General features: G+C 71.7%; 15 protein-coding genes. 11 read left to right on the top strand and 4 right to left on the bottom strand.

Going from position 1 to position 19,427, the window contains the following annotated elements; all coding sequences use genetic code 11:
• Positions 1 to 169: 169 nt before the first annotated feature.
• The 3 genes from ACIRQP_RS01485 to ACIRQP_RS01475 all read left to right on the top strand — a co-directional run bounded on the left by ACIRQP_RS01485 (position 170) and on the right by ACIRQP_RS01475 (position 2,319).
• Positions 170 to 709 (top strand): SAV_6107 family HEPN domain-containing protein, encoded by a 540-nt coding sequence (locus tag ACIRQP_RS01485; RefSeq protein WP_403881633.1) that lies wholly within the window; start codon positions 170 to 172, stop codon positions 707 to 709.
• Positions 710 to 801: 92 nt separating this feature from the next.
• The gene (locus tag ACIRQP_RS01480) at positions 802 to 1,587 is read left to right on the top strand and encodes a methyltransferase (RefSeq protein ID WP_403881630.1); all 786 of its coding nucleotides are present in this window, start codon (positions 802 to 804) and stop codon (positions 1,585 to 1,587) included.
• A gap of 330 nt (positions 1,588 to 1,917) precedes the next feature.
• Positions 1,918 to 2,319, top strand: a complete 402-nt coding sequence (locus tag ACIRQP_RS01475; RefSeq protein ID WP_356507225.1) for a DUF3040 domain-containing protein — start codon at positions 1,918 to 1,920, stop codon at positions 2,317 to 2,319.
• Positions 2,320 to 2,493: 174 nt separating this feature from the next.
• Here ACIRQP_RS01475 and ACIRQP_RS01470 read toward each other — a convergent pair whose 3' ends face one another.
• The 4 genes from ACIRQP_RS01470 to ACIRQP_RS01455 all read right to left on the bottom strand — a co-directional run bounded on the left by ACIRQP_RS01470 (position 2,494) and on the right by ACIRQP_RS01455 (position 8,152).
• The gene (locus ACIRQP_RS01470; protein WP_403881627.1) at positions 2,494 to 4,917 is read right to left on the bottom strand and encodes a DUF3488 and DUF4129 domain-containing transglutaminase family protein; all 2,424 of its coding nucleotides are present in this window, start codon (positions 4,915 to 4,917) and stop codon (positions 2,494 to 2,496) included.
• Positions 4,914 to 6,272 (bottom strand): DUF58 domain-containing protein, encoded by a 1,359-nt coding sequence (locus ACIRQP_RS01465; RefSeq protein WP_403881624.1) that lies wholly within the window; start codon positions 6,270 to 6,272, stop codon positions 4,914 to 4,916. The genes ACIRQP_RS01470 and ACIRQP_RS01465 overlap by 4 nt, the downstream gene beginning before the upstream one ends.
• Positions 6,272 to 7,315, bottom strand: coding sequence for an AAA family ATPase (locus ACIRQP_RS01460; RefSeq protein WP_403881620.1), 1,044 nt, complete (start codon positions 7,313 to 7,315; stop codon positions 6,272 to 6,274). Before ACIRQP_RS01460 ends, ACIRQP_RS01465 begins: the two co-directional genes overlap by 1 nt.
• Before the next feature lie 210 nt (positions 7,316 to 7,525).
• Positions 7,526 to 8,152, bottom strand: a complete 627-nt coding sequence (locus ACIRQP_RS01455) for a beta-class carbonic anhydrase (protein ID WP_403881617.1) — start codon at positions 8,150 to 8,152, stop codon at positions 7,526 to 7,528.
• A 460-nt stretch (positions 8,153 to 8,612) separates the two neighbouring features.
• On the opposite strand from ACIRQP_RS01455, the gene rsmH reads away from it, so the two are divergent.
• From rsmH to ftsW, 8 genes are all read left to right on the top strand, one after another.
• The gene (rsmH, locus tag ACIRQP_RS01450; protein ID WP_403881614.1) at positions 8,613 to 9,569 is read left to right on the top strand and encodes a 16S rRNA (cytosine(1402)-N(4))-methyltransferase RsmH; all 957 of its coding nucleotides are present in this window, start codon (positions 8,613 to 8,615) and stop codon (positions 9,567 to 9,569) included.
• Entirely contained in the window at positions 9,566 to 10,162 is a 597-nt protein-coding gene (locus ACIRQP_RS01445) for a hypothetical protein (RefSeq protein ID WP_403881611.1), read from the top strand. Before rsmH ends, ACIRQP_RS01445 begins: the two co-directional genes overlap by 4 nt.
• A gap of 4 nt (positions 10,163 to 10,166) precedes the next feature.
• Positions 10,167 to 12,149 carry a peptidoglycan D,D-transpeptidase FtsI family protein gene (locus ACIRQP_RS01440; protein ID WP_403881608.1) on the top strand — a complete coding sequence of 661 codons (1,983 nt, stop codon included), beginning with the start codon at positions 10,167 to 10,169 and terminating at the stop codon, positions 12,147 to 12,149.
• Positions 12,150 to 12,166: 17 nt separating this feature from the next.
• On the top strand, positions 12,167 to 13,921 hold the full coding sequence (locus ACIRQP_RS01435) for a UDP-N-acetylmuramoyl-L-alanyl-D-glutamate--2,6-diaminopimelate ligase (RefSeq protein ID WP_403881605.1): 1,755 nt from the start codon (positions 12,167 to 12,169) through the stop codon (positions 13,919 to 13,921).
• 4 nt (positions 13,922 to 13,925) lie between these two features.
• A complete protein-coding gene (gene murF / locus ACIRQP_RS01430; protein ID WP_403881602.1) occupies positions 13,926 to 15,356 on the top strand; it encodes a UDP-N-acetylmuramoyl-tripeptide--D-alanyl-D-alanine ligase in 1,431 nt (476 codons plus the stop codon).
• Positions 15,353 to 16,423, top strand: a complete 1,071-nt coding sequence (gene mraY, locus ACIRQP_RS01425; protein WP_030353508.1) for a phospho-N-acetylmuramoyl-pentapeptide-transferase — start codon at positions 15,353 to 15,355, stop codon at positions 16,421 to 16,423. The genes murF and mraY overlap by 4 nt, the downstream gene beginning before the upstream one ends.
• Complete coding sequence (gene murD, locus ACIRQP_RS01420; RefSeq protein ID WP_403881598.1) at positions 16,420 to 17,829, top strand: UDP-N-acetylmuramoyl-L-alanine--D-glutamate ligase; 1,410 nt, start codon at positions 16,420 to 16,422, stop codon at positions 17,827 to 17,829. Before mraY ends, murD begins: the two co-directional genes overlap by 4 nt.
• 80 nt (positions 17,830 to 17,909) lie before the next feature.
• Positions 17,910 to 19,424, top strand: a complete 1,515-nt coding sequence (gene ftsW / locus ACIRQP_RS01415; RefSeq protein WP_403881595.1) for a putative lipid II flippase FtsW — start codon at positions 17,910 to 17,912, stop codon at positions 19,422 to 19,424.
• Positions 19,425 to 19,427: the final 3 nt, after the last annotated feature.

Genomic DNA, 19,427 nt, shown 5'->3' with positions numbered 1-19,427 from the left:
CGGCTGTCCACGGGGCGCCTCGATTTCTTTGTACTGACTGGTCAGTGCAAAAGCTACTCCGAACCGGTGTGCGAGGCAAAGTCGCAGGTCAGGGCCGATTGTCAGTGGTGCCCCTCACTATGGACACATACGGCTACAGCACCGTCACACGACGACAGGAGGTTCCGTCATGGCCAGCTCCTACGCCGGTGCCGCACGTCGGCGCCGTACAGACGGCCCTGCCCCTGCCCTGACCGGTCCGCCGAGCGATGTCCACCCCGTCCTGCGCAGGGCCACGGCCCCGCCGGCGGCCCTCGATCTCCTCGCCCAGGCGCATGCGGGCCTGGACGAGGCCGCCGCGCTGGACGCTCCGAACGAGCGCTATGCCACCGCCCATCTCGCCGCCCTGCGCACCGCCGCCGCGGTGCTGGCCGCCCGTGGCCGCCCGGAGACCACCCCGCAGCGGCGGCGGCGCATCCGGAGCGCCTGGGAGGTCCTCACCGAAATCGCGCCGGAGCTGTCCGAATGGAGTGCTCTCTTCGCCTCGGGCGCTCCGCGCAGGGCGCGCGCCGAGGCGGGCATACCCGGCGCGGCCACCGTCCGTGACGCGGACGATCTGCTGCGCGACGCCGGCATGTTCCTGAGGCTGGTCGAGCGGCTGCTCGTGCTCGAACCGGTCCTGCCCCGGCCCCGCGCCGAACACCCCCGGCAGGGCGATGCCGCTGGGTGACCGGGAGACACGCACCAGGCAATAGGGTGGGCGGAGCCTGCACCGTTCACGCCCCGCCGCAGGGGCGGCACCGCGCCGAGGAGTCAACTGCCGTGTCGGACCGTTCCCCTGTTACCGGTGGGGAGACGCCCTCCCGCCCCCGCGGCTCCCTGCGTACCGCCGTGGTCTGGGAGGTCCTCAAGGATGCCCTCGGCCGCCGCGCCAAGGTGGCGGGGACCGACGTTCTGGACGTGCTCGACACCGGCGGGGGTACGGGCAACTTCGCGGTGCCGGTCGCCCGTCTGGGTCATCACGTGACCGTGGTGGACCCCAGCCCGAACGCGCTCTTCGCGCTGGAGCGGCGGGCGGCCGAGGCCGGAGTGGCCCAGCGCGTCCGCGGGGTCCAGGGGGACATCCACGGCCTCTTCGACGTGGTCGGGCGCGGTGGCTTCGACGCGGTGCTCTGCCACGGCGTCCTGGAGTACGTGGACGATCCGGCCGAGGGCGTGCGGAACGCCGTGGACGCGCTGCGCCCGGCTGGGGCGCTCAGCCTGCTCGCCGCGGGTCTGGGCGGCGCCGTGCTCGCCAGGGCGCTCGCCGGGCACTTCATCGAGGCCCGGCAGGCACTCACGGACCCGGCGGGCCGCTGGGGCGAGGGCGACCCGGTGCCTCGGCGCTTCACCGCCGAGCAGCTCACGGAGCTGGCCGCCGGAGCCGGCCTCCGGATCAGCGCGGTGCACGGCGTACGGGTCTTCGCGGACCTGGTCCCGGGCGGGCTGGTGGACACCCAGCCGGGCGCCCTGGACGCGCTGCTCCAGCTGGAAGCGGCGGCGGCCGAGCTGCCGGCCTTCCACTCCATCGCCACCCAGCTGCACGTCCTGGGCGAGAAGCGGGACTGACGCGGAATCCGGCCCCGGAACCGTACGGGGCCGTTCTGGGCCGTCCGGAGTCCGTCCGGGACGCTGATCGCGTGGCTGATCAGCTACGCAGCCGTACATGGAGTACGCCACAGGCCCCCCAGTAGAGCGCCGGGCGCCGTATGATCGGGGTACACCATCCGGCATGACGGATCGATGGTTGGGGAATCAACGCCTCAGCGGCCGAGCCGACATGGCGGCCCGGAATGGAGAATTGGCGTTGAGGGCGGGTTTCACGGGGGCGATTCCCTGCCTATCCTTGAAGGAGCCGCATACCGGTCGCCCCCCGCGACCGACGACTAGGAGGACTCCGTGCCGCTCTCGGAGCACGAGCAGCGAATGCTCGAGCAAATGGAGCGAGCGCTGTACGCCGAAGATCCCAAGTTCGCGACAGCGCTTGAGGGAAGCGGGCTGCGTACGTACACCCGGCGACGGGTCTATCAGGCGGTCGCAGGCTTCCTGGTGGGTATCGCGCTCCTCATGGCCGGAATGGTCGCCCAGCAGATCTGGATCAGCGTGGTGGGGTTCCTCGTCATGCTGGGCTGCGCGGTCCTGGCGGTCACCGGCTGGCGCAAAGCGCCCAAACCAGGTCAGCAGCAGGCGGCGGGCAGCCCATCCGGCGGCCCCGCGCCCGCACAATCGAGACAGCGCCGCTCGATGATGAACCGCATCGAGCAGCGATGGCAGCGCCGCCGCGACGAACAGGGCCAGTGACGCGACGAACAGGGCCACTGAACAGACAGGGCCACTGAACAGTACGGCCGAGGGGCGAACGCGTAAGGCGTTCGCCCCTCAGCCGTTTCCGGAAGCCTTCGCGCCCCTCGGCGCCCGCGGCCCCTCGGCGCCCGCGGCCCCTCGGCGCCCGCGGCCCCTCGGCGCCCGCGCCGCTCAGCCGCGCTGACGCGAGGGGCGCCAGCGCGTGGTGGCCGCCCTGGTGGCCGCCGAGAGCCGCTGAGGGCTCCAGCGGGCGGTGAGGGAGGCCCAGTGCTCGGAGGCGGCCCAGACCACCCGTACGGACGAGCGGGGCGCGAGGAGTGCGCGCAGCCGGGTCCGGCGGCCGACCGAGGCGGCAAGACCCTCCCGGACCCGCCGGACGTCGTCGGCGAGGCCCGTGCCCGGCCGTGGCTCGGGCGCGTACAGCACCTGCTCCACGGAACCGGCCACCCGGTGCGCCGCCTCGGCCGCCGCTCCCTCCAGCCGGCCCAGACGTACGATGCGCTCCGCCGCCTTCCGAGGCGTCCGTGATTCGTCGGGCGGGACCCCGTGGTCCCAGGCCGTATCGGTGATCTCCCGCCAGGCCGCCAGCGTCCGCGCCGTCGCGTCCGCGGGGGTGCGCCCCCCTGAGCCCAGCCGCCGGGCCCTGATCCTGGTCCGCCAGAGCAGGGGCAGCAGCGGCACCGCCACCACCGCCAGCCCGCCCAGGACGATCCACACCACGGTCGTCAGCGGGAAACCGGAATCCGTCGGCGGCAGAGCGGCGCCGGGAGTGGCCGTGCCGCACTCGCCCAGCTGTCGCGACTGCGCCGGGCAGCTGTCCGAGGCGGACGGTTCCACGGACGGCGCGGCCGAGGTGCTCGTGTCGGGACTGGCCGCGTCGCTCGGCCCGTCGGACGGCGCGTCCTGCCGGGTGTAGTCGGGCGCGCTGCCCCGGCTCGGCGTCGGCTCGAACCGGGTCCACCCGACGCCCTCGAAGTACAGCTCGGGCCAGGCGTGCGCGTCACGCAGCCCGACGGACATGCTGCCGTCCGGCTGCGGCGTGCCCGGTGTGAAGCCCACCGCGACGCGCGCCGGGATGCCCAGCGTCCGGGCCATCGCGGCCATCGCGAAGGAGAAGTGGACGCAGAAGCCCTCTTTGTTCCTGAGGAACCGCGTGATCGCCGTGACGCCGGTGCCCGAGTCCACCTCGGTGTTGTACGTGAAGCCACCGTCCAGCGCGAACCAGTCCTGGAGCCTGACGGCCTTCTCGTAGTCGTTGGCCGTGCCCCTGGTGACATCGAGCGCCGTCGACTTCACCATGTCCGGCAGGACCGCCGGGACCTCGGTGTACTCCCGGCGCAGGGCCGACGGGGCCGGGGGCGCCGCCGCGAGCTGCTCCCGGGTCGGGTTCACCAGCAGGCTGCCGACCTCGTACTGCACGCCGCGCGTCGACTGCCCGCGGTCGCCCACCAGCGTCCTGCCCGCCGGCTCGAAGCGCCAGCGCCCCTCGATGTCCACCTGGGTCGCCGGATAGGGCATCGGAAGATAGTTCTGCCGGTACCAGCCGGCGGCCGAGATATTGGTCCTGATCTCGGTGGTGCTGACCCCGGGGCTCAGCCCCGGGGAGCCGGGCAGCCGGTCCGGTACGTCCTCGACCTCGCGCTGCGAGAACCGCCAGGACGTGCCGTCGAACTTGTCCAGCGCCATGATCCGCAGATACATGTCCTGGGTGTCCGGCGCGTTCGTCCGGTAACGCAGCGCCTCGCGGTCCTCCGGCTGGTTCAGATTGTCCTGGAGCGAGATCAGCGGGTTGACCGCGGAGATCGTGCCACCACCGCCCACGCCCGAGCCGTTCCCGCCGCCGGTGCCGGCCAACAGGCCGCCGTCCAGCGCGGGCAGGGCGGCCGGGATCACCAGCGCGACACCCAGCGCCACCACACCGATACGGCGTCCGGTACGGACCGGGGCGCGCCCGCCCGAGGCGTCCGGGCCGGACGGGAACCAGCCCGGCGTACGCGGCGCGCCACCGAACACCCGGCCCCACTGGGAGAGCCGGTCCCGGCCCTCCGCCAGCAGCAGCAGCAGATAGCCGGTGGCCGCGAGGAGGAACCACAGCCAGCCACCGGCGCCGCCGGAGAGGCCCGCGGCGACCGAGTAGAGCGCGAGCAGCGGCAGTCCGGCCGGGGCCGCGCCGCGGAAGGTCACCGCGATCGCGTCCACCGCGAGCCCGATGACCAGAACACCGCCGATCAGCATCAGGCTGATGCCGTCGGTCGCGGGCGCCGGTATCGCGAACCGGCTGACGTCGTCGCCGCCCTCGGTGAGCAGCCGGCCGAACTGCGCGAAGACCTCGGGGGTCGGCACGATGCCGATCAGCGCCTGGTCCGCGGCGAAGACCGCCGTGAGCATCAGCAGGGCGGCGAGGCCCTGGAGCGCCACGGTCAGCGTCCGGGCCAGCGGCACCCGCCGGGTCAGCGCGCCCACCCCGCCGACGACCGCCAACATGATCGCGGCCTGCAGCAGCCAGAGGGCCGGTTCGACCAGCGGCAGCAGGGCGCCCGCCGCCATCAGCGTGGCGGCGAAAGCGCACAGCGCCAGCCTTCCGCTACCGCTCATGACCAACCTCCGGAGAAGCCTGTCGTACCGCCCGTGACGGCCGATTCCGATCGCTGCCGCGCGGCCAGCTGCCACAGCTCGGGCAGCGTCGCCCCCGAGGGCACGGCGAGCGCGGTCCACCCGGCCTCGCGCAGCTGCCGCAGCCGGTCCTCGACGGGCCCGGCCGGTCCGGCGCCCTGCGTCCAGCCGGTGCTGTCCAGTACGAAGGCGACGGCCACGGCGCTGCGCTGCCGCATCCGGGCCGCCACCGCCGTCTGCTCCTCGTCCAGATCGCCGAAGAACGCGACGAGCAGTCCTTCGGTGCCGTCGCGCAGGACGGCGTACGCGGGGGAGAGGTCCGTGCCGTCGGAGTGCTCGACGACCGCGAGGGTGTCCATCATCAGCCCGGCCGAGTCGGCGGACTCCTGGGTCGCCCCCGCGTAGCCGTCGGCGCCCTCGCCGGGCATCGAGCTGCCGGTGTCCGTCAACAGCCGTACGGCGAAGCCGCGTTCCAGCAGATGCACCAGGGCGGAGGCCGCGCCGGACACCGCCCATTCGAAGGCGGAGTCGGGGCCCGCGCCCTGGTAGGCGCTTCGCCGGGTGTCCAGCAGTACCGTGCATCTGGCCCGCTGCGGCTGCTCCTCGCGGCGCACCATCAGCTCGCCGTAGCGGGCCGTCGAGCGCCAGTGCACCCGGCGCAGATCGTCGCCGTGCCGGTAGCCGCGGGGGATCACATCGTCCTCACCGGCCAGCGCCAGCGAGCGCTGCCGCCCCTCGCCGTACCCCGACGCCTCGCCGCCGAACCGTACCGGTGGCAGCGGTTCGGTGCGCGGGACGACGATCAGGGTGTCGTACGCGCTGAACGAGCGGGTCAGCTCGCACATCCCGAAGGGGTCGCTCAGCCGCAGCTGGAGCGGTCCGAGCGGATAACGCCCGCGCAGATCCGAGCGCACCCGGTAGGACACCTCGCGCCGTCCGCCCGGCTCGACCCGGTCGAGCACGAACCGGGGGCGCGGGCCGAGTACGTACGGCACATGGTCCTGGAGCATCAGCAGCCCGGTGGGCATCCGCGTCACGTTGTCCATCCGCAGCTGCACCCGCGCCTCGGAGCCCGCGGGGACCCGGGAGGGCGACAGCCGTCGGCTGCCCGCGACCCGGTAACGGGTGCGGTAGAGGACCGCCACGCAGATCAGCGGCAGCACGGCGAGCAGGAGCCCCACGCGCAGCAGATCCGACTGGCCCAGGACATAGGCGCAGACGGCCGCCGCGATCCCGGCCGCGAGGAACGACCGGCCGCGCGTGGTCAGTCCGGACAGCGCGGCCTTCACCCCGCCCTTCTCCTCGCCGCCCTCGGCCACCAGCCCCCCGGGCGCCATCACAGCCGCCGTACGCCGGGCTGCTGGCCGTAGAGCGGTGCGCCGTGCGACGCCTGGCGCCCGGGGCCCTGGCCGCCGCCCGCCGTCGGTACCGGGACGCGCTGGAGGATCTCCAGCACGACCTGCTCGGCGGTGCGGCGGTTCAGCTGCGCCTGGGCCGTGGGCAGCAGCCGGTGCGCGAGCACCGCCGTCGCCAGGGACTGCACGTCGTCCGGCAGCGCGTAGTCCCGTCCGCTCAGCGCCGCCGCGGCCTTCGCGGCACGCAGCAGATGGAGCGTCGCGCGCGGCGAGGCGCCGAGTCTGAGGTCGGGGTGGTTACGGGTCGCCCCGACCACCTCGACCGCGTACCGCCGCACGGACTCGGCGACATGGACCGTACGCACCGCGTCGATCAGCTTCACGATGTCGTGCGCGTGGGCCACCGGCTGGAGGTCGTCCAGCGGGGATATGCCGCCGTGCACGTCCAGCATCTGGAACTCGGCCTCCGCGCTCGGATAGCCGATCGAGACCCTGGCCATGAAGCGGTCGCGCTGCGCCTCGGGCAGGGGATACGTCCCCTCCATCTCCACCGGGTTCTGGGTGGCCACCACCATGAAGGGGCTGGGCAGTTCGTAGGTCTGCCCGTCGATGGTGACCTGACGCTCCTCCATGGACTCCAGCAGCGCCGACTGGGTCTTGGGCGAGGCGCGGTTGATCTCGTCGCCGATCACGATCTGGGCGAAGATCGCGCCCGGCTTGAACTCGAAGTCCCGCCGCTGCTGGTCGTAGATCGACACCCCGGTGATGTCCGAGGGCAGCAGGTCGGGCGTGAACTGAATACGCCGCACCGAACAGTCGATGGAGCGCGCGAGCGCTTTGGCCAGCATGGTCTTGCCCACGCCGGGGACATCCTCGATCAGAAGATGCCCCTCGGCGAGCAGCACGGTCAGCGAAAGCCGTACGACCTCTGGCTTGCCTTCGATCACAGCCTCCACCGACGCGCGCACCCGCTCCGCTGTGGTGGTCAGATCTGTAAGGCTCGCTCGATCGTCATAGGTCGTCACCCGGCCCTCCTCGGCCCTTTCCTCGGGCCGAAGCTCATCCGACGGCCCGGCCCTCCCCGAAACACGGACACCGTCTCCGGATGGTTCCGGAGCGGTGTCCCCCACGCATTCTTGTTGCCGTTACCGCTTCGTGTCATCCGCCTGTGGATAAGTGGGAGTGATATGTCGGCTTTGCTGTTTATCTCGCGGCGGCGTGTCCGGTGACGGCGCTCAGGCGTCGGCGTCGATCTCCCGCAGCAGGCCCGTCTTCACGTCGAAGACGAAACCGCGGACGTCGTCGGTGTGCGGCAGGAAGGGTGAGGTCCTTACTCGCCGTATCGACTGCCGTACGTCCTGATCGACATCGCGGAACGCCTCCACGGCCCAGGCGGGCCGCTGGCCGACCTCCATCTCCAGTTCGTGCCGGAACTCCTCGGTCAGGCTTTCCAGGCCGCAGCCGGTGTGATGGATGAGGGCGACGCTGCGTGTGCCCAGCGCCCGCTGGCTGATGGTGAGGGAGCGGATGACGTCGTCGGTGACGACACCGCCCGCGTTGCGGATGGTGTGACAGTCGCCCAGGGAGAGCCCGAGCGCGCCGTGCAGGTCGAGCCTGGCGTCCATGCAGGCGACCACGGCGACCCGAAGCACGGGGCGCGCGTCCATGCCGGGGTCGCCGAACCCGGCGGCGTAGAGGAGGTTGGCGTCGATGAGCCGGTCGGTGACCGTCCCGCCGGTGCGGGCCGCGCCGGCGGGAGCCTGGACGGGCTCTGCGGGGAGGTGTGCGGAAGTCGACATACCTATGACGGTAGTCGTCGCCGGGCGATGAAGCCCGCTGTGGGAGGGGACAAAGAGCGTCAACGTGGCTTGGTGTGACCTAACCCACATGGGTGAGTCCGGCAGGGCCGGGTGGGTGAATTGTGCGGTTTATGGTCTTGTGGTGAGTGACCCTTGCGACGCGCTGACCGGTTGATTGACCGGAAGGGCGAGTGGACTAAAGTGACGCGAAGTTCACGGACACATCCCGGACACATTCCGAACCCAGCACAATATTCCCGCATGTCGCGGCGTACGTGCGGCTCGGCCTCCTCCCGCTCGGCGGTCGGCCGACGCCTCTTCCGGCGCCGGCGGACCACCTCCCCTTCTGAGCGGGCGGGGACCCGGCGGTACGTACGGCCGCGCCGGATCTGAGAGGGCGCATGAGCGAGCGCAGCGAGCGAATCATGGAGAGCCGCGCGCCCGCGGAACGCCGTACGGACATCCCCCGCACCCCACCGGCCGGCGGCCTTCCCGAAGGGCGCGCACGCCGCGAGGGGCGCGCATGAATCAGGTCCGGCATGTTCCCGTCATGCTCCAGCGGTGCCTCGATCTGCTGGCCCCCGCCCTCGCCCGGCCCGGCGCGGTCGTGGTCGACTGCACCCTCGGTCTCGGCGGACACAGCGAGGCCCTGCTCTCCACCTTCCCCGCCGCGCGGCTGGTCGCGCTCGACCGCGACCAGGAGGCGCTGCGGCTCTCCGGCGAGCGGCTCGCCCCGTTCGGCGACCGCGCCACCCTCGTCCACGCCGTCTACGACGAACTGCCCGACGTCCTCGCCCGGCTGGGGATCCCCCGCGTCCAGGGCGTGCTCTTCGACCTCGGCGTCTCCTCGATGCAACTGGACGAGGCGGAGCGCGGCTTCGCCTACGCCCAGGACTCCCCCCTCGACATGCGCATGGACCAGTCGTCCGGAGTCAGCGCCGCCGAGGTCCTCAACACCTACCCGCCCGGCGAACTGGTGCGGATCCTGCGCGCGTACGGCGAGGAGAAGCAGGCCAAGCGGATCGTCTCCGCGGTCGTCAGGGAGCGTGACAAGGAGCCCTTCTCGCACAGCGCCCGGCTGGTCGAGCTGATCCGCGACGCCCTCCCGCAGGCCGCCAAGCGCACCGGCGGCAACCCCGCCAAGCGCACCTTCCAGGCCCTGCGCATCGAGGTCAACGGCGAACTGTCCGTCCTGGAGCGGGCCGTCCCGGCCGCCGTGGCGTCCCTCGCCGTCGGCGGCCGGATCGCCGTCCTCTCCTACCACTCGCTGGAGGACCGCCTCGTCAAGCAGGTCCTCGCGGCCGGGGCCACCAACACCGCGCCGCCCGGTCTGCCCGTCGTCCCCGAGCGCTACCAGCCCCGGCTGAAACTGCTCACCCGCGGCGCCGAACTCCCCACGGAGGAAGAGATCGCGGAGAACCGCCGCGCGGCCCCGGCGCGGCTGCGGGGGGCGGAGCGGATCCGGGAGGACGCTCCGTGAGCGGACCGGCCAAGCAGTTGAGGGGGCGGGCCGCGCGGCTCGCCCAGCTGATGCCCTCCGGATCCAGTTCGGCGGCGCGCACCCCCTTCGTCCTGCTGGTCGTGCTGCTCCTCGGTGGCGGTCTGATCACCCTGCTGCTGCTGAACTCCTCCCTCAACGAGGGCTCGTTCCAGCTGAGCGAGCTCAAGAAACGGACGACCGACCTCACCGACGAGGAGCAGGCCCTGCAACGGGACGTGGACGACCGCTCCGCGCCCTACGCCCTGGAGCGGCGGGCCCGTGAGCTCGGCATGGTGCCCGGCGGCAGCCCGGCCTTCCTCAACCCGGACGGTACGGTCCGCGGCGTGCCCGCCGCCGGGGCGTCGCCCTCCGCCCAGCTGTCGGCCCAGACGGCCGGCCGGCCCTCTCCCCTGGAGGAGGCCCTGCCCCTGCCCCTGGCGGACTCGTCGCCGTCTCCCGCGCTCTCCGCCCCGGAGTGGTCCCCGGGGTTCCCCTCCGCTTCCCCGTACCCCTCCGCCGACGCCCGCCAGACCCCCGGGCAGGCCCCCGCACCGGCATCCGGCACGCCGGCCCCGACCACCACCGGCAGGTGACCCAGTGCCCTCCCAGGAACCTCCGCGCCGCCGGGTGCCCAAGCCCGCGCGCTCCGGGAACGACGGACGGTCCCGCCCCGCGCCCCGGCCCGCCGCCCGCCGCCCGCACCCCGGGTCCCGTGCCCCGCGCCGGATCAGGCTCGGCAGCCCCCGCCCCCGGCTGCGGCTGGTCAGCCTCGGACTGACCCTCATCATGCTGGTGTTCGTCGTCCGGCTCCTCCAGGTGCAGGCGGTCGACGCCAGCGCGTACGCCGCCAAGGCGGAGAAGAGCCGCTATCTCAGCCACACGATCGCGGCCGAGCGCGGGAAGATCACCGACCGCTCCGGGATCGCCCTCGCCACCAGCGTCGACGCGTACGACATCACCGCCGACCCGTCGATGTTCACCGCCGACTTCACCAAGGTCCCGGACGCCCCCGAACAGGCCGCCGCCCTGCTCGCCCCGATCCTGGGGGCGGAGACCGCCGGCATCGTGAAGAAGCTCAGGACCCCCGACTCCCCCCGCTACACCGTGCTGGCACGCCGCCAGACCCCGCAGGTCTGGAACCAGATCAAGGACCTCAAGAGCGTTCTCGCCGAGAAGGCGAGCAAGGCGAGCAAGGCCGGCAAGGGCAAGGCCGCGGGCGCGGCCACCGTCAGCGTGCTGTCGGGCGTCCTCCAGGAGGCCAGCAGCAAGCGTGTGTACCCCAACGGCGATCTCGCCGCCGGGATACTGGGGTACGTCAACGCCGCGGGCCGCGGCGCGGGCGGTGTCGAATCCATGCTGGACAAGCAACTGGCCGGCGAGGACGGAAAGGTCTCCTACGCCCAGTCGGGAGGCCGCCGCGTCCCCACCGCCACCTCCCACGAGACCCCCGCCGTGCCCGGCTCCGACATCGAGCTGACCATCGACCGGGACATCCAGTGGGCCGCCCAGCAGGCCATCACCGACCAGGTGAGGGAGTCCGCGGCCGACCGCGGCTATGTGGTGGTCCAGAACACCAGGACGGGCGAGGTGCTCGCCATGGCCAACGCCCCGGGCTTCAATCCCAACGAAGTCTCCGCGGCCGACGCCGCCGCCCTGGGCAACGCGGCCCTCCAGGACGTGTACGAGCCCGGCTCCACCAGCAAGGTCATGTCGATGGCCGCCGTACTGGAGGAGAAGGTCGCCACCCCCGGCACCCATGTGGTCGTCCCGAACCGGCTGCACCGCGGGGACCGGCTCTTCAAGGACGACATCGACCACCCCACCTGGAACCTGACCCTCAACGGAGTCCTCGCCAAATCCAGCAACATCGGCACCATCCTGGCGACCGGCCAGCTCGGCAGGACACAGCCCGAGGCCAACAAGGTCCTCCACTCGTATCTGAGCAAGTTCGGCATCGGCCGGCCCACCGGTCTCGGCTACCCCGGCGAGACCCAGGGCATCCTGGCCGAGCCGCAGGACTGGTCCACCTCGCAGCAGTACACGATCCCCTTCGGCCAGGGCCTCTCCCTCAACGCGATGCAGGCCGCCTCGGTCTACTCGACCATCGCCAACGGCGGCGTACGGATCGAGCCCACCCTGATCCGCGGCACGCAGGGCCCCGACGGCCGGTTCACCGCCGCCCCCGCGCCCAAGAAGACCCGCGTGGTGAGCGAGGAGACCGCCAAGACGGTCGCCACCATGCTGGAGTCGGTCGTCGGCGACGAGGAGGGCACCGGCACCAAGGCCGCCATCCCCGGCTACCGCGTCGCGGGCAAGACGGGTACGGCCAACCGGGTCGACCCGAAGCTCGGCGTCTACAAGGGCTACACCGCCTCCTTCGCCGGCTTCGCGCCCGCCGACGACCCGCAGATCACCGTCTACTGCGCCATCCAGAACCCCACCAAGGGCAGCTACTTCGGCGGACAGATCTGCGGCCCCATCTACAAGAAGGTCATGGAGTTCGCTCTCAAGACCCTGCAGGTCGAACCGACCGGCAGTAAACCCGCCCGGCTGCCGGTCACCTTCAAACCCGGCGAGTGACCCCAGGGAAAGCCCCAGTGACAACCATCACCCCCGATTCCGGGAACCACCCGGAACCCCCCGCGCACCAGTCCCCCTCACGTGGCTCGCGGCCCGCGGAGCCCGGTACGCTCACCGCCGTGCCACAAGCTGATCAGTACCGAACCACCCCGAAGGACGCCCCTGTGAACCATCCGGGGACGCCCCGACCGGACCGGGTACGCCCGACCTCCCTCGCGGAGCTGGCGGCCCGGCTGGGCGCCGAGGCACCGGACCCGGGGGAGGTGAGGGGCTCCGGGGAGGCGACCGGCATCACCCACGACTCACGGGCCGTGCGCCCGGGGGACGTGTACGCGGCCCTGCCCGGCGCCCGTTTCCACGGCGCCGACTTCGCCGCCCAGGCCGCCGACCTCGGGGCCGCCGCGATCCTGACGGACCCGGCGGGCGCCGAGCGCGCCGCGACCACCGGCCTGCCCGTCCTGGTCGTCCCGGACCCGCGGGGCCGCATGGGGCAGCTCGCCGCCGAGATCTACGGACACCCGGGCAGGGATCTGCTCCAGATCGGGATCACCGGCACCTCCGGCAAGACCACCACCGCGTATCTCATCGAGGGCGGACTGCGCGGCGCCGGACACCGCACCGGCCTCATCGGCACCGTCGAGATGCGCATCGGCGACAAGCGCGTCAAGTCGGAGCGCACCACCCCCGAGGCCACCGATCTCCAGGCCCTCTTCGCCGTCATGCGCGAGCGGGGCGTCGAATCGGTCGCCATGGAGGTCTCCAGCCACGCCCTGGTGCTCGGGCGGGTCGACGGCTGTCTGTTCGATGTCGCCGTCTTCAACAACCTCAGCCCGGAGCACATGGAGTTCCACTCCGGAATGGAGGACTACTTCCAGGCGAAGGCGCGGCTCTTCACCCCGGAGCGCAGCAGGACCGGCGTCGTGAACTTCGACGACGAGTACGGCCGCCGGCTCGTCGCGGAGGCGACCGTCCCCGTCACCACCTTCTCCGCGGAGGGCCACCCGGACGCCGACTGGCACGCCGAGGATGTCGTGCTCGGCTCGCACGGCTCCACCTTCACCGCGATCGGCCCCGGGGGGGAGCGGGTCCGGGCCGAGGCGCCGCTGCCGGGACCGTTCAATGTCGCCAACACCCTGGCCGCGGTCGTCACCCTCGCCGTCGCCGGGATCGACCCGCACACCGCCGCCGAGGGCATCGCGGCGGTCCCCGGAGTGCCGGGGCGGCTGGAGCGGGTGGACGCCGGTCAGCCGTATCTCGCCGTCGTCGACTACGCCCACAAGACGGACGCCGTCGAATCGGTCCTGCGCTCCCTGCGCAAGGTCACCAAGGGCAAGGTGCACATCGTCCTCGGCTGCGGCGGCGACCGCGACAAGACCAAACGCGGCCCGATGGGCGCGGCGGCGGCGCGGCTGGCCGACACCGCCGTACTGACCTCCGACAACCCGCGTGGCGAGGACCCGCTCGCGATCCTCGCCACGATGCTCGCGGGCGCCGCCGAGGTGCCGGTCCATGAGCGCGGGGATGTCCTGGTCGACGCGGACCGTGCCTCTGCCATCGCCGCCGCGGTGGCCCTGGCCCAGGACGACGACACCGTACTCGTCGCGGGCAAGGGCCATGAGCAGGGCCAGGACATCGCCGGGGTGGTACGCGCCTTCGACGACCGTCAGGTCCTGCGTGAGGCCATCGAGCGCTCCCTCCGCCACGAGCCGGGCCACGAGCCGGGCCGCGAGCCCGGCCACGAGCACCATCACGAGAACAACAGTCAGGGATGACCCAGTGATCGCCCTCTCTCTCGCCGAGATCGCCGCCATCGTCGGCGGGCAGCCGCACGACATACCGGATCCGGCCGTCCGTGTCACCGGATCCGTCGTCTACGACTCCCGCGCGGTGGAGACCGGCAGCCTGTTCGCCGCCTTCGCCGGAGAGCGCGTCGACGGCCACGACTACGCGCGGCGTGCCGTCGAGGCGGGCGCGGTGGCCGTACTGGCCACCCGCCCCGTCGGTGTGCCCGCGATCGTCGTGGACGACGTCGTACGCGCCCTCGGCGCCCTCGCCCGCACCGTCGTGGAGCGCCTCGGTGCCACCGCCGTCGCGCTGACCGGCTCGGCCGGCAAGACCAGCACCAAGGATCTCATCGCACAGTTGCTCCAGCGCAGCGCGCCCACGGTCTGGCCGGAGGGCAATCTCAACAACGAGATCGGCCTGCCGGTGACCGCCCTGCGGGCCGTCGAGGACACCCGCTATCTCGTCCTCGAAATGGGCGCGCGCTACATCGGCGACATCCGCTACCTCACCGGACTCGTCCCGCCCCGGATCGGCCTCGTACTGAACGTCGGCACCGCCCACATCGGCGAGTTCGGCGGCCGGGAGCAGATCGCCCAGGCCAAGGGGGAACTGGTCGAGTCCCTGCCGTCCGCGGCCGAGGGCGGGGTGGCGGTGCTCAACGCCGACGATCCGCTCGTCCGCGCGATGGTCACCCGCACCAAGGCCCGTACCGTCCTGTTCGGAGAGTCCGACGAAGCAGACGTACGGGCAGAGAACGTCCGCCTCACCGAGACCGGACAGCCCGCTTTCCGGCTTCGAACACCCTCCGGGTGCAGCGACGTGACGCTGCGGCTGTACGGTGAGCACCACGTGTCGAACGCGCTCGCCGCGGCCGCCGTCGCCCATGAGTTGGGCATGTCCGTCGACGAGATCGCCGTGGCGCTCTCCGAGGCGGGAACCCTCTCCCGCTGGCGTATGGAGGTCACCGAGCGCGCGGACGGCGTGACGATCGTCAACGACGCCTACAACGCGAACCCCGAATCCATGAGAGCGGCGCTCCGCGCGCTGGTCGCCATGGGTGGTGCCTCACGGGCCACGGGGGGCCGTACGTGGGCGGTGCTCGGCCCGATGGCCGAGTTGGGTGACGAATCGCTCGCCGAGCACGACGCGGTCGGACGGCTCGCCGTCCGGCTCAACGTCAGCAAGCTCGTGGCAGTCGGGGGCAGGGAAGCGTCCTGGCTGCAACTGGGCGCTTACAACGAGGGTTCGTGGGGTGAGGAGTCGGTGCACGTGTCCGACGCGCAGGCGGCGGTCGACCTGTTGCGCAGTGAACTGCGTCCGGGAGACGTCGTGCTGGTGAAGGCTTCGAGGTCAGCAGGTCTTGAGCGGGTCGCCCTGGCACTGGTCGAGAACGCCACCGAGGGCGAGGTCGCCGGCCGATGAGGCAGATCCTCTTCGCGGGAGCCATCGGGCTCTTCCTGACCCTGATCGGCACCCCGCTGCTGATCAAGCTCCTGGCCCGCAAGGGATACGGGCAGTTCATCCGGGACGACGGCCCGCGCACGCACGGCAGCAAGAAGGGCACGCCCACCATGGGCGGCATCGCCTTCATCCTGGCCACGCTCATCGCCTACGCCCTGGCGAAGGTGATCACCGGCGAGGACCCGACCTTCTCGGGTGTGCTGGTGCTGTTCCTGATGGCCGGGATGGGGCTCGTCGGATTCCTCGACGACTACATCAAGATCGTGAAGCAGCGGTCGCTGGGCCTGCGGGCCAAGGCGAAGATGGCCGGCCAGCTGATCGTCGGTATCGCCTTCGCGGTGCTGTCGCTCCAGTTCGCCGACTACCGCGGCAACACCCCCGCCTCAACCAAGCTGTCGTTCGTCACGGACTTCGGCTGGTCGATCGGCCCGGTGCTGTTCGTGGTCTGGGCGCTGTTCATGATTCTCGCGATGTCCAACGGTGTGAACCTGACGGACGGTCTCGACGGTCTCGCCACCGGCGCCTCGGTGATGGTCTTCGGCGCGTACACCTTCATCGGTCTGTGGCAGTTCCAGGAGTCCTGTGCCAACGCGACGACCCTGACCAACCCCAACGCCTGTTTCGAGGTACGGGATCCGCTGGACCTCGCGGTCGTCGCCTCGGCGCTGATGGGCTCCTGCTTCGGCTTCCTGTGGTGGAACACCTCACCGGCCAAGATCTTCATGGGGGACACCGGCTCGCTCGCGCTCGGCGGCGCGCTCGCCGGTCTGGCGATCTGCTCCCGTACGGAGTTCCTGATGGCCATCCTCGGCGGCCTCTTCGTGATGATCACCATGTCCGTGGTCATCCAGGTCGGTTCGTTCAAGATGACCGGCAAGCGCGTTTTCCGGATGGCGCCACTCCAGCACCACTTCGAACTCAAGGGGTGGTCCGAAGTCCTTGTGGTGGTCCGCTTCTGGATCATCCAGGGTATGTGCGTCATTGTGGGTCTGGGGCTCTTCTACGCGGGCTGGGCGGCCGAGAAGTGAACTGGCAGGGCAAGCGGGTCACCGTCGCGGGTCTCGGGGTCTCCGGGATCCCGGCGGCCCGGGTACTGCGCGGACTCGGCGCGGAGGTCACCGTCGTCAATGACGGCGACGACGAGCGGGCCCGCGCCCAGGCCGCCGAGCTGGAGAAGCTGGGCGTCACGGTCCGCCTCGGCGACGGGGCGACCCTGCCCGAGGCCACCGAACTCGTCGTCACGGCCCCCGGCTGGAAGCCGGACAAGCCGCTCTTCCTGGCCGCCGAGGCGGCCGGGGTGGAGATCTGGGGCGATGTCGAGCTGGCCTGGCGGCTGCGCGGACCCGGCGCGGCCCCCTGGCTCGCCGTCACCGGCACCAACGGCAAGACGACGACCGTCAGGATGCTCGCCTCGATCCTGGCCGCCGCGGGGCTGCGTACGGCCGCCGTCGGCAATATCGGCGTCTCGCTGCTGGACGCGGTCACCGGCGAGGAGACGTACGACGTACTCGCCGTCGAGCTGTCCAGCTATCAGCTGCACTGGGCGCCTAGTCCGCGCGCCCACTCCGGCGCCGTGCTCAACCTCGCGCCCGACCATTTGGACTGGCACGGCTCCATGGCGGCGTACGCCGCCGACAAGGGCCGGATCTACGAGGGCAACAGCGTCGCCTGCGTCTACAACGTGGCCGATCCGGCCACCGAGGACCTGGTGCGCGCGGCCGACGTCGAGGAGGGCTGCCGTGCGATCGGCTTCACCCTCGGCACTCCGGGACCGTCCCAACTCGGTGTCGTGGACGGCATCCTGGTCGACCGCGCCTTCGTCGAGAACCGGCGCGAGCAGGCCCAGGAGCTCGCCCACGTCTCCGACGTCAACCCGCCCGTCCCGCACAACATCGCCAACGCGCTCGCGGCCGCCGCGCTGGCGCGCGCGTACGGTGTCGAGCCGGCCGCCGTACGTGACGGGCTGCGCGCCTTCCACCCCGACCCGCACCGGATCGAGCGCGTCGCGGAGGTCGCCGGCGTCACGTACATCGACGACTCCAAGGCCACCAACACTCATGCCGCCGAGGCGTCGCTCGCGGCGTACGACCCGATCGTCTGGATCGCGGGCGGTCTGGCCAAGGGCGCGACCTTCGACGAACTCGTCACGGCGTCCGCGAAGCGGCTGCGCGGTGTGGTCCTGATCGGCAGGGACCGCGCGCTCATCCGGGAAGCCCTCGCGCGACACGCCCCCGAAGTCCCGGTCGTGGACCTCGACCGGACCGACACTGGGGCGATGTCGGCCGCGGTCCGCGAAGCGGCACGGCTCGCGCAGCCGGGGGACACGGTACTGATGGCCCCGGCCTGTGCCTCGATGGACATGTTCGTCAACTACAACAAGCGGGGCGAGGCGTTCGCGGACGCGGTACACGCCCTCGCAGCCGAGCACGCCTGACCCGGTGTCGCAGCAGCAGGCCGCAGCCCACTGACCACCCGCGCCAGCCGCGCCAGGCACGACTGGAGGGGACAGCGACGATGCCGGCCGACGACACCGCGGACCGAGATCCGCGGCCCGCGCCGGGGCCTGTCCGGCGCGGCTGGGGCTTCCTGGGCGCGTCTCCGGGCGCTCCCGCTCTCGCGGGGGCGCCAGGTGGCGTGGACACCCCGGAGGAGAGCGCGCACGCCGGTGCGGACGCCCGCGCGGAGCGCCCGGCAGGGCTCGTGCTGCGCGGCCGGTCCGCCGGATCCGCCGTACGCCGTAGGCCCGCCGCCCGGCGCGGGGGCGGCAGGAGCCGCGCCCCCCGGCGACCGCGCGGCGGCGGCCCCCGGCGCTTCTGCGAGCGGACGCGGCGCGCCTGGGACCGGCCGCTCACCGCGTACTACCTGATCCTCGGCAGCGGTCTGCTGATCACCGTGCTCGGTCTGGTGATGGTGTACTCCGCGTCGATGATCTACGCGCTGCAGCTGTCGCTGCCCGCCACGTACTTCTTCCGCAAGCAGTTCCTCGCGGTGGTCCTCGGCACCGGCCTGCTGCTGCTCGCCTCCCGGATGCCGATCAAGCTCAACCGGGCGCTCTCGTACCCGCTGCTGGTCGGCACGGTCTTCCTGATGGTGCTCGTCCAGATCCCGGGGATAGGGCGGTCCGTCAACGGCAACCAGAACTGGATCTATCTGGGCGGTCCGTTCCAGCTCCAGCCCAGCGAGTTCGGCAAACTGGCGCTGATCCTCTGGGGCGCCGATCTGCTCGCCCGTAAACAGGACAAGCGGCTGCTGACCCAGTGGAAACATCTGCTGGTGCCGTTCGTCCCGGTCGCCCTGCTCCTGCTCGGACTGATCATGCTCGGCGGAGACATGGGCACCGCGATCATTCTCACGGCGATCCTCTTCGGACTGCTCTGGCTGGCAGGCGCCCCCACCCGGCTCTTCGCCGCTGTGCTGGCCGTCGCCGGGCTGATCGGCTTCGCGCTGATCAAGACCAGCGAGAACCGGCTGTCGCGGTTCTCCTGCATCGGCGCGATCGATCTGGGCCCGGCCGGGGAGTGCTGGCAGGCGGTCCACGGGATCTACGCGCTGGCCTCCGGCGGATGGTTCGGTTCCGGCCTCGGCGCGAGTGTGGAAAAGTGGGGTCAACTGCCCGAACCGCACACCGACTTCATTTTCGCCATCACCGGGGAGGAACTGGGTCTGGCGGGGACGCTGTCGGTACTCGCACTGTTCGCGGCTCTAGGCTATGCGGGTATCCGCGTGGCCGGACGCACGGAGGATCCCTTCGTGAGGTACGCCGCGGGAGGTGTGACCACCTGGGTCACGGTGCAGGCCGTGATCAACATTGGTGCGGTGCTCGGCCTGCTGCCGATCGCCGGAGTCCCGCTCCCGCTGTTCTCCTACGGAGGGTCGGCCCTGCTGCCGACCATGTTCGCTATCGGGCTGCTGATCGCGTTCGCGCGAGAGGATCCCGCCGCGAAAGCGGCCCTGGCCATGCGACGGCCCGGGGTGAGATGGAAGACGATGAGACGGCGCGTCAAGAAGCGTCCGTCCGGAGAGCGGTGAATT

It is taken from the genome of Streptomyces sp. NPDC102274, assembly GCF_044766385.1.
Taxonomy (GTDB): Bacteria; Actinomycetota; Actinomycetes; order Streptomycetales; family Streptomycetaceae; genus Streptomyces.
The sequence above is the reverse complement of the archived record's forward strand: the minus strand, read 5'-3'. Positions and strand labels throughout refer to the sequence as shown.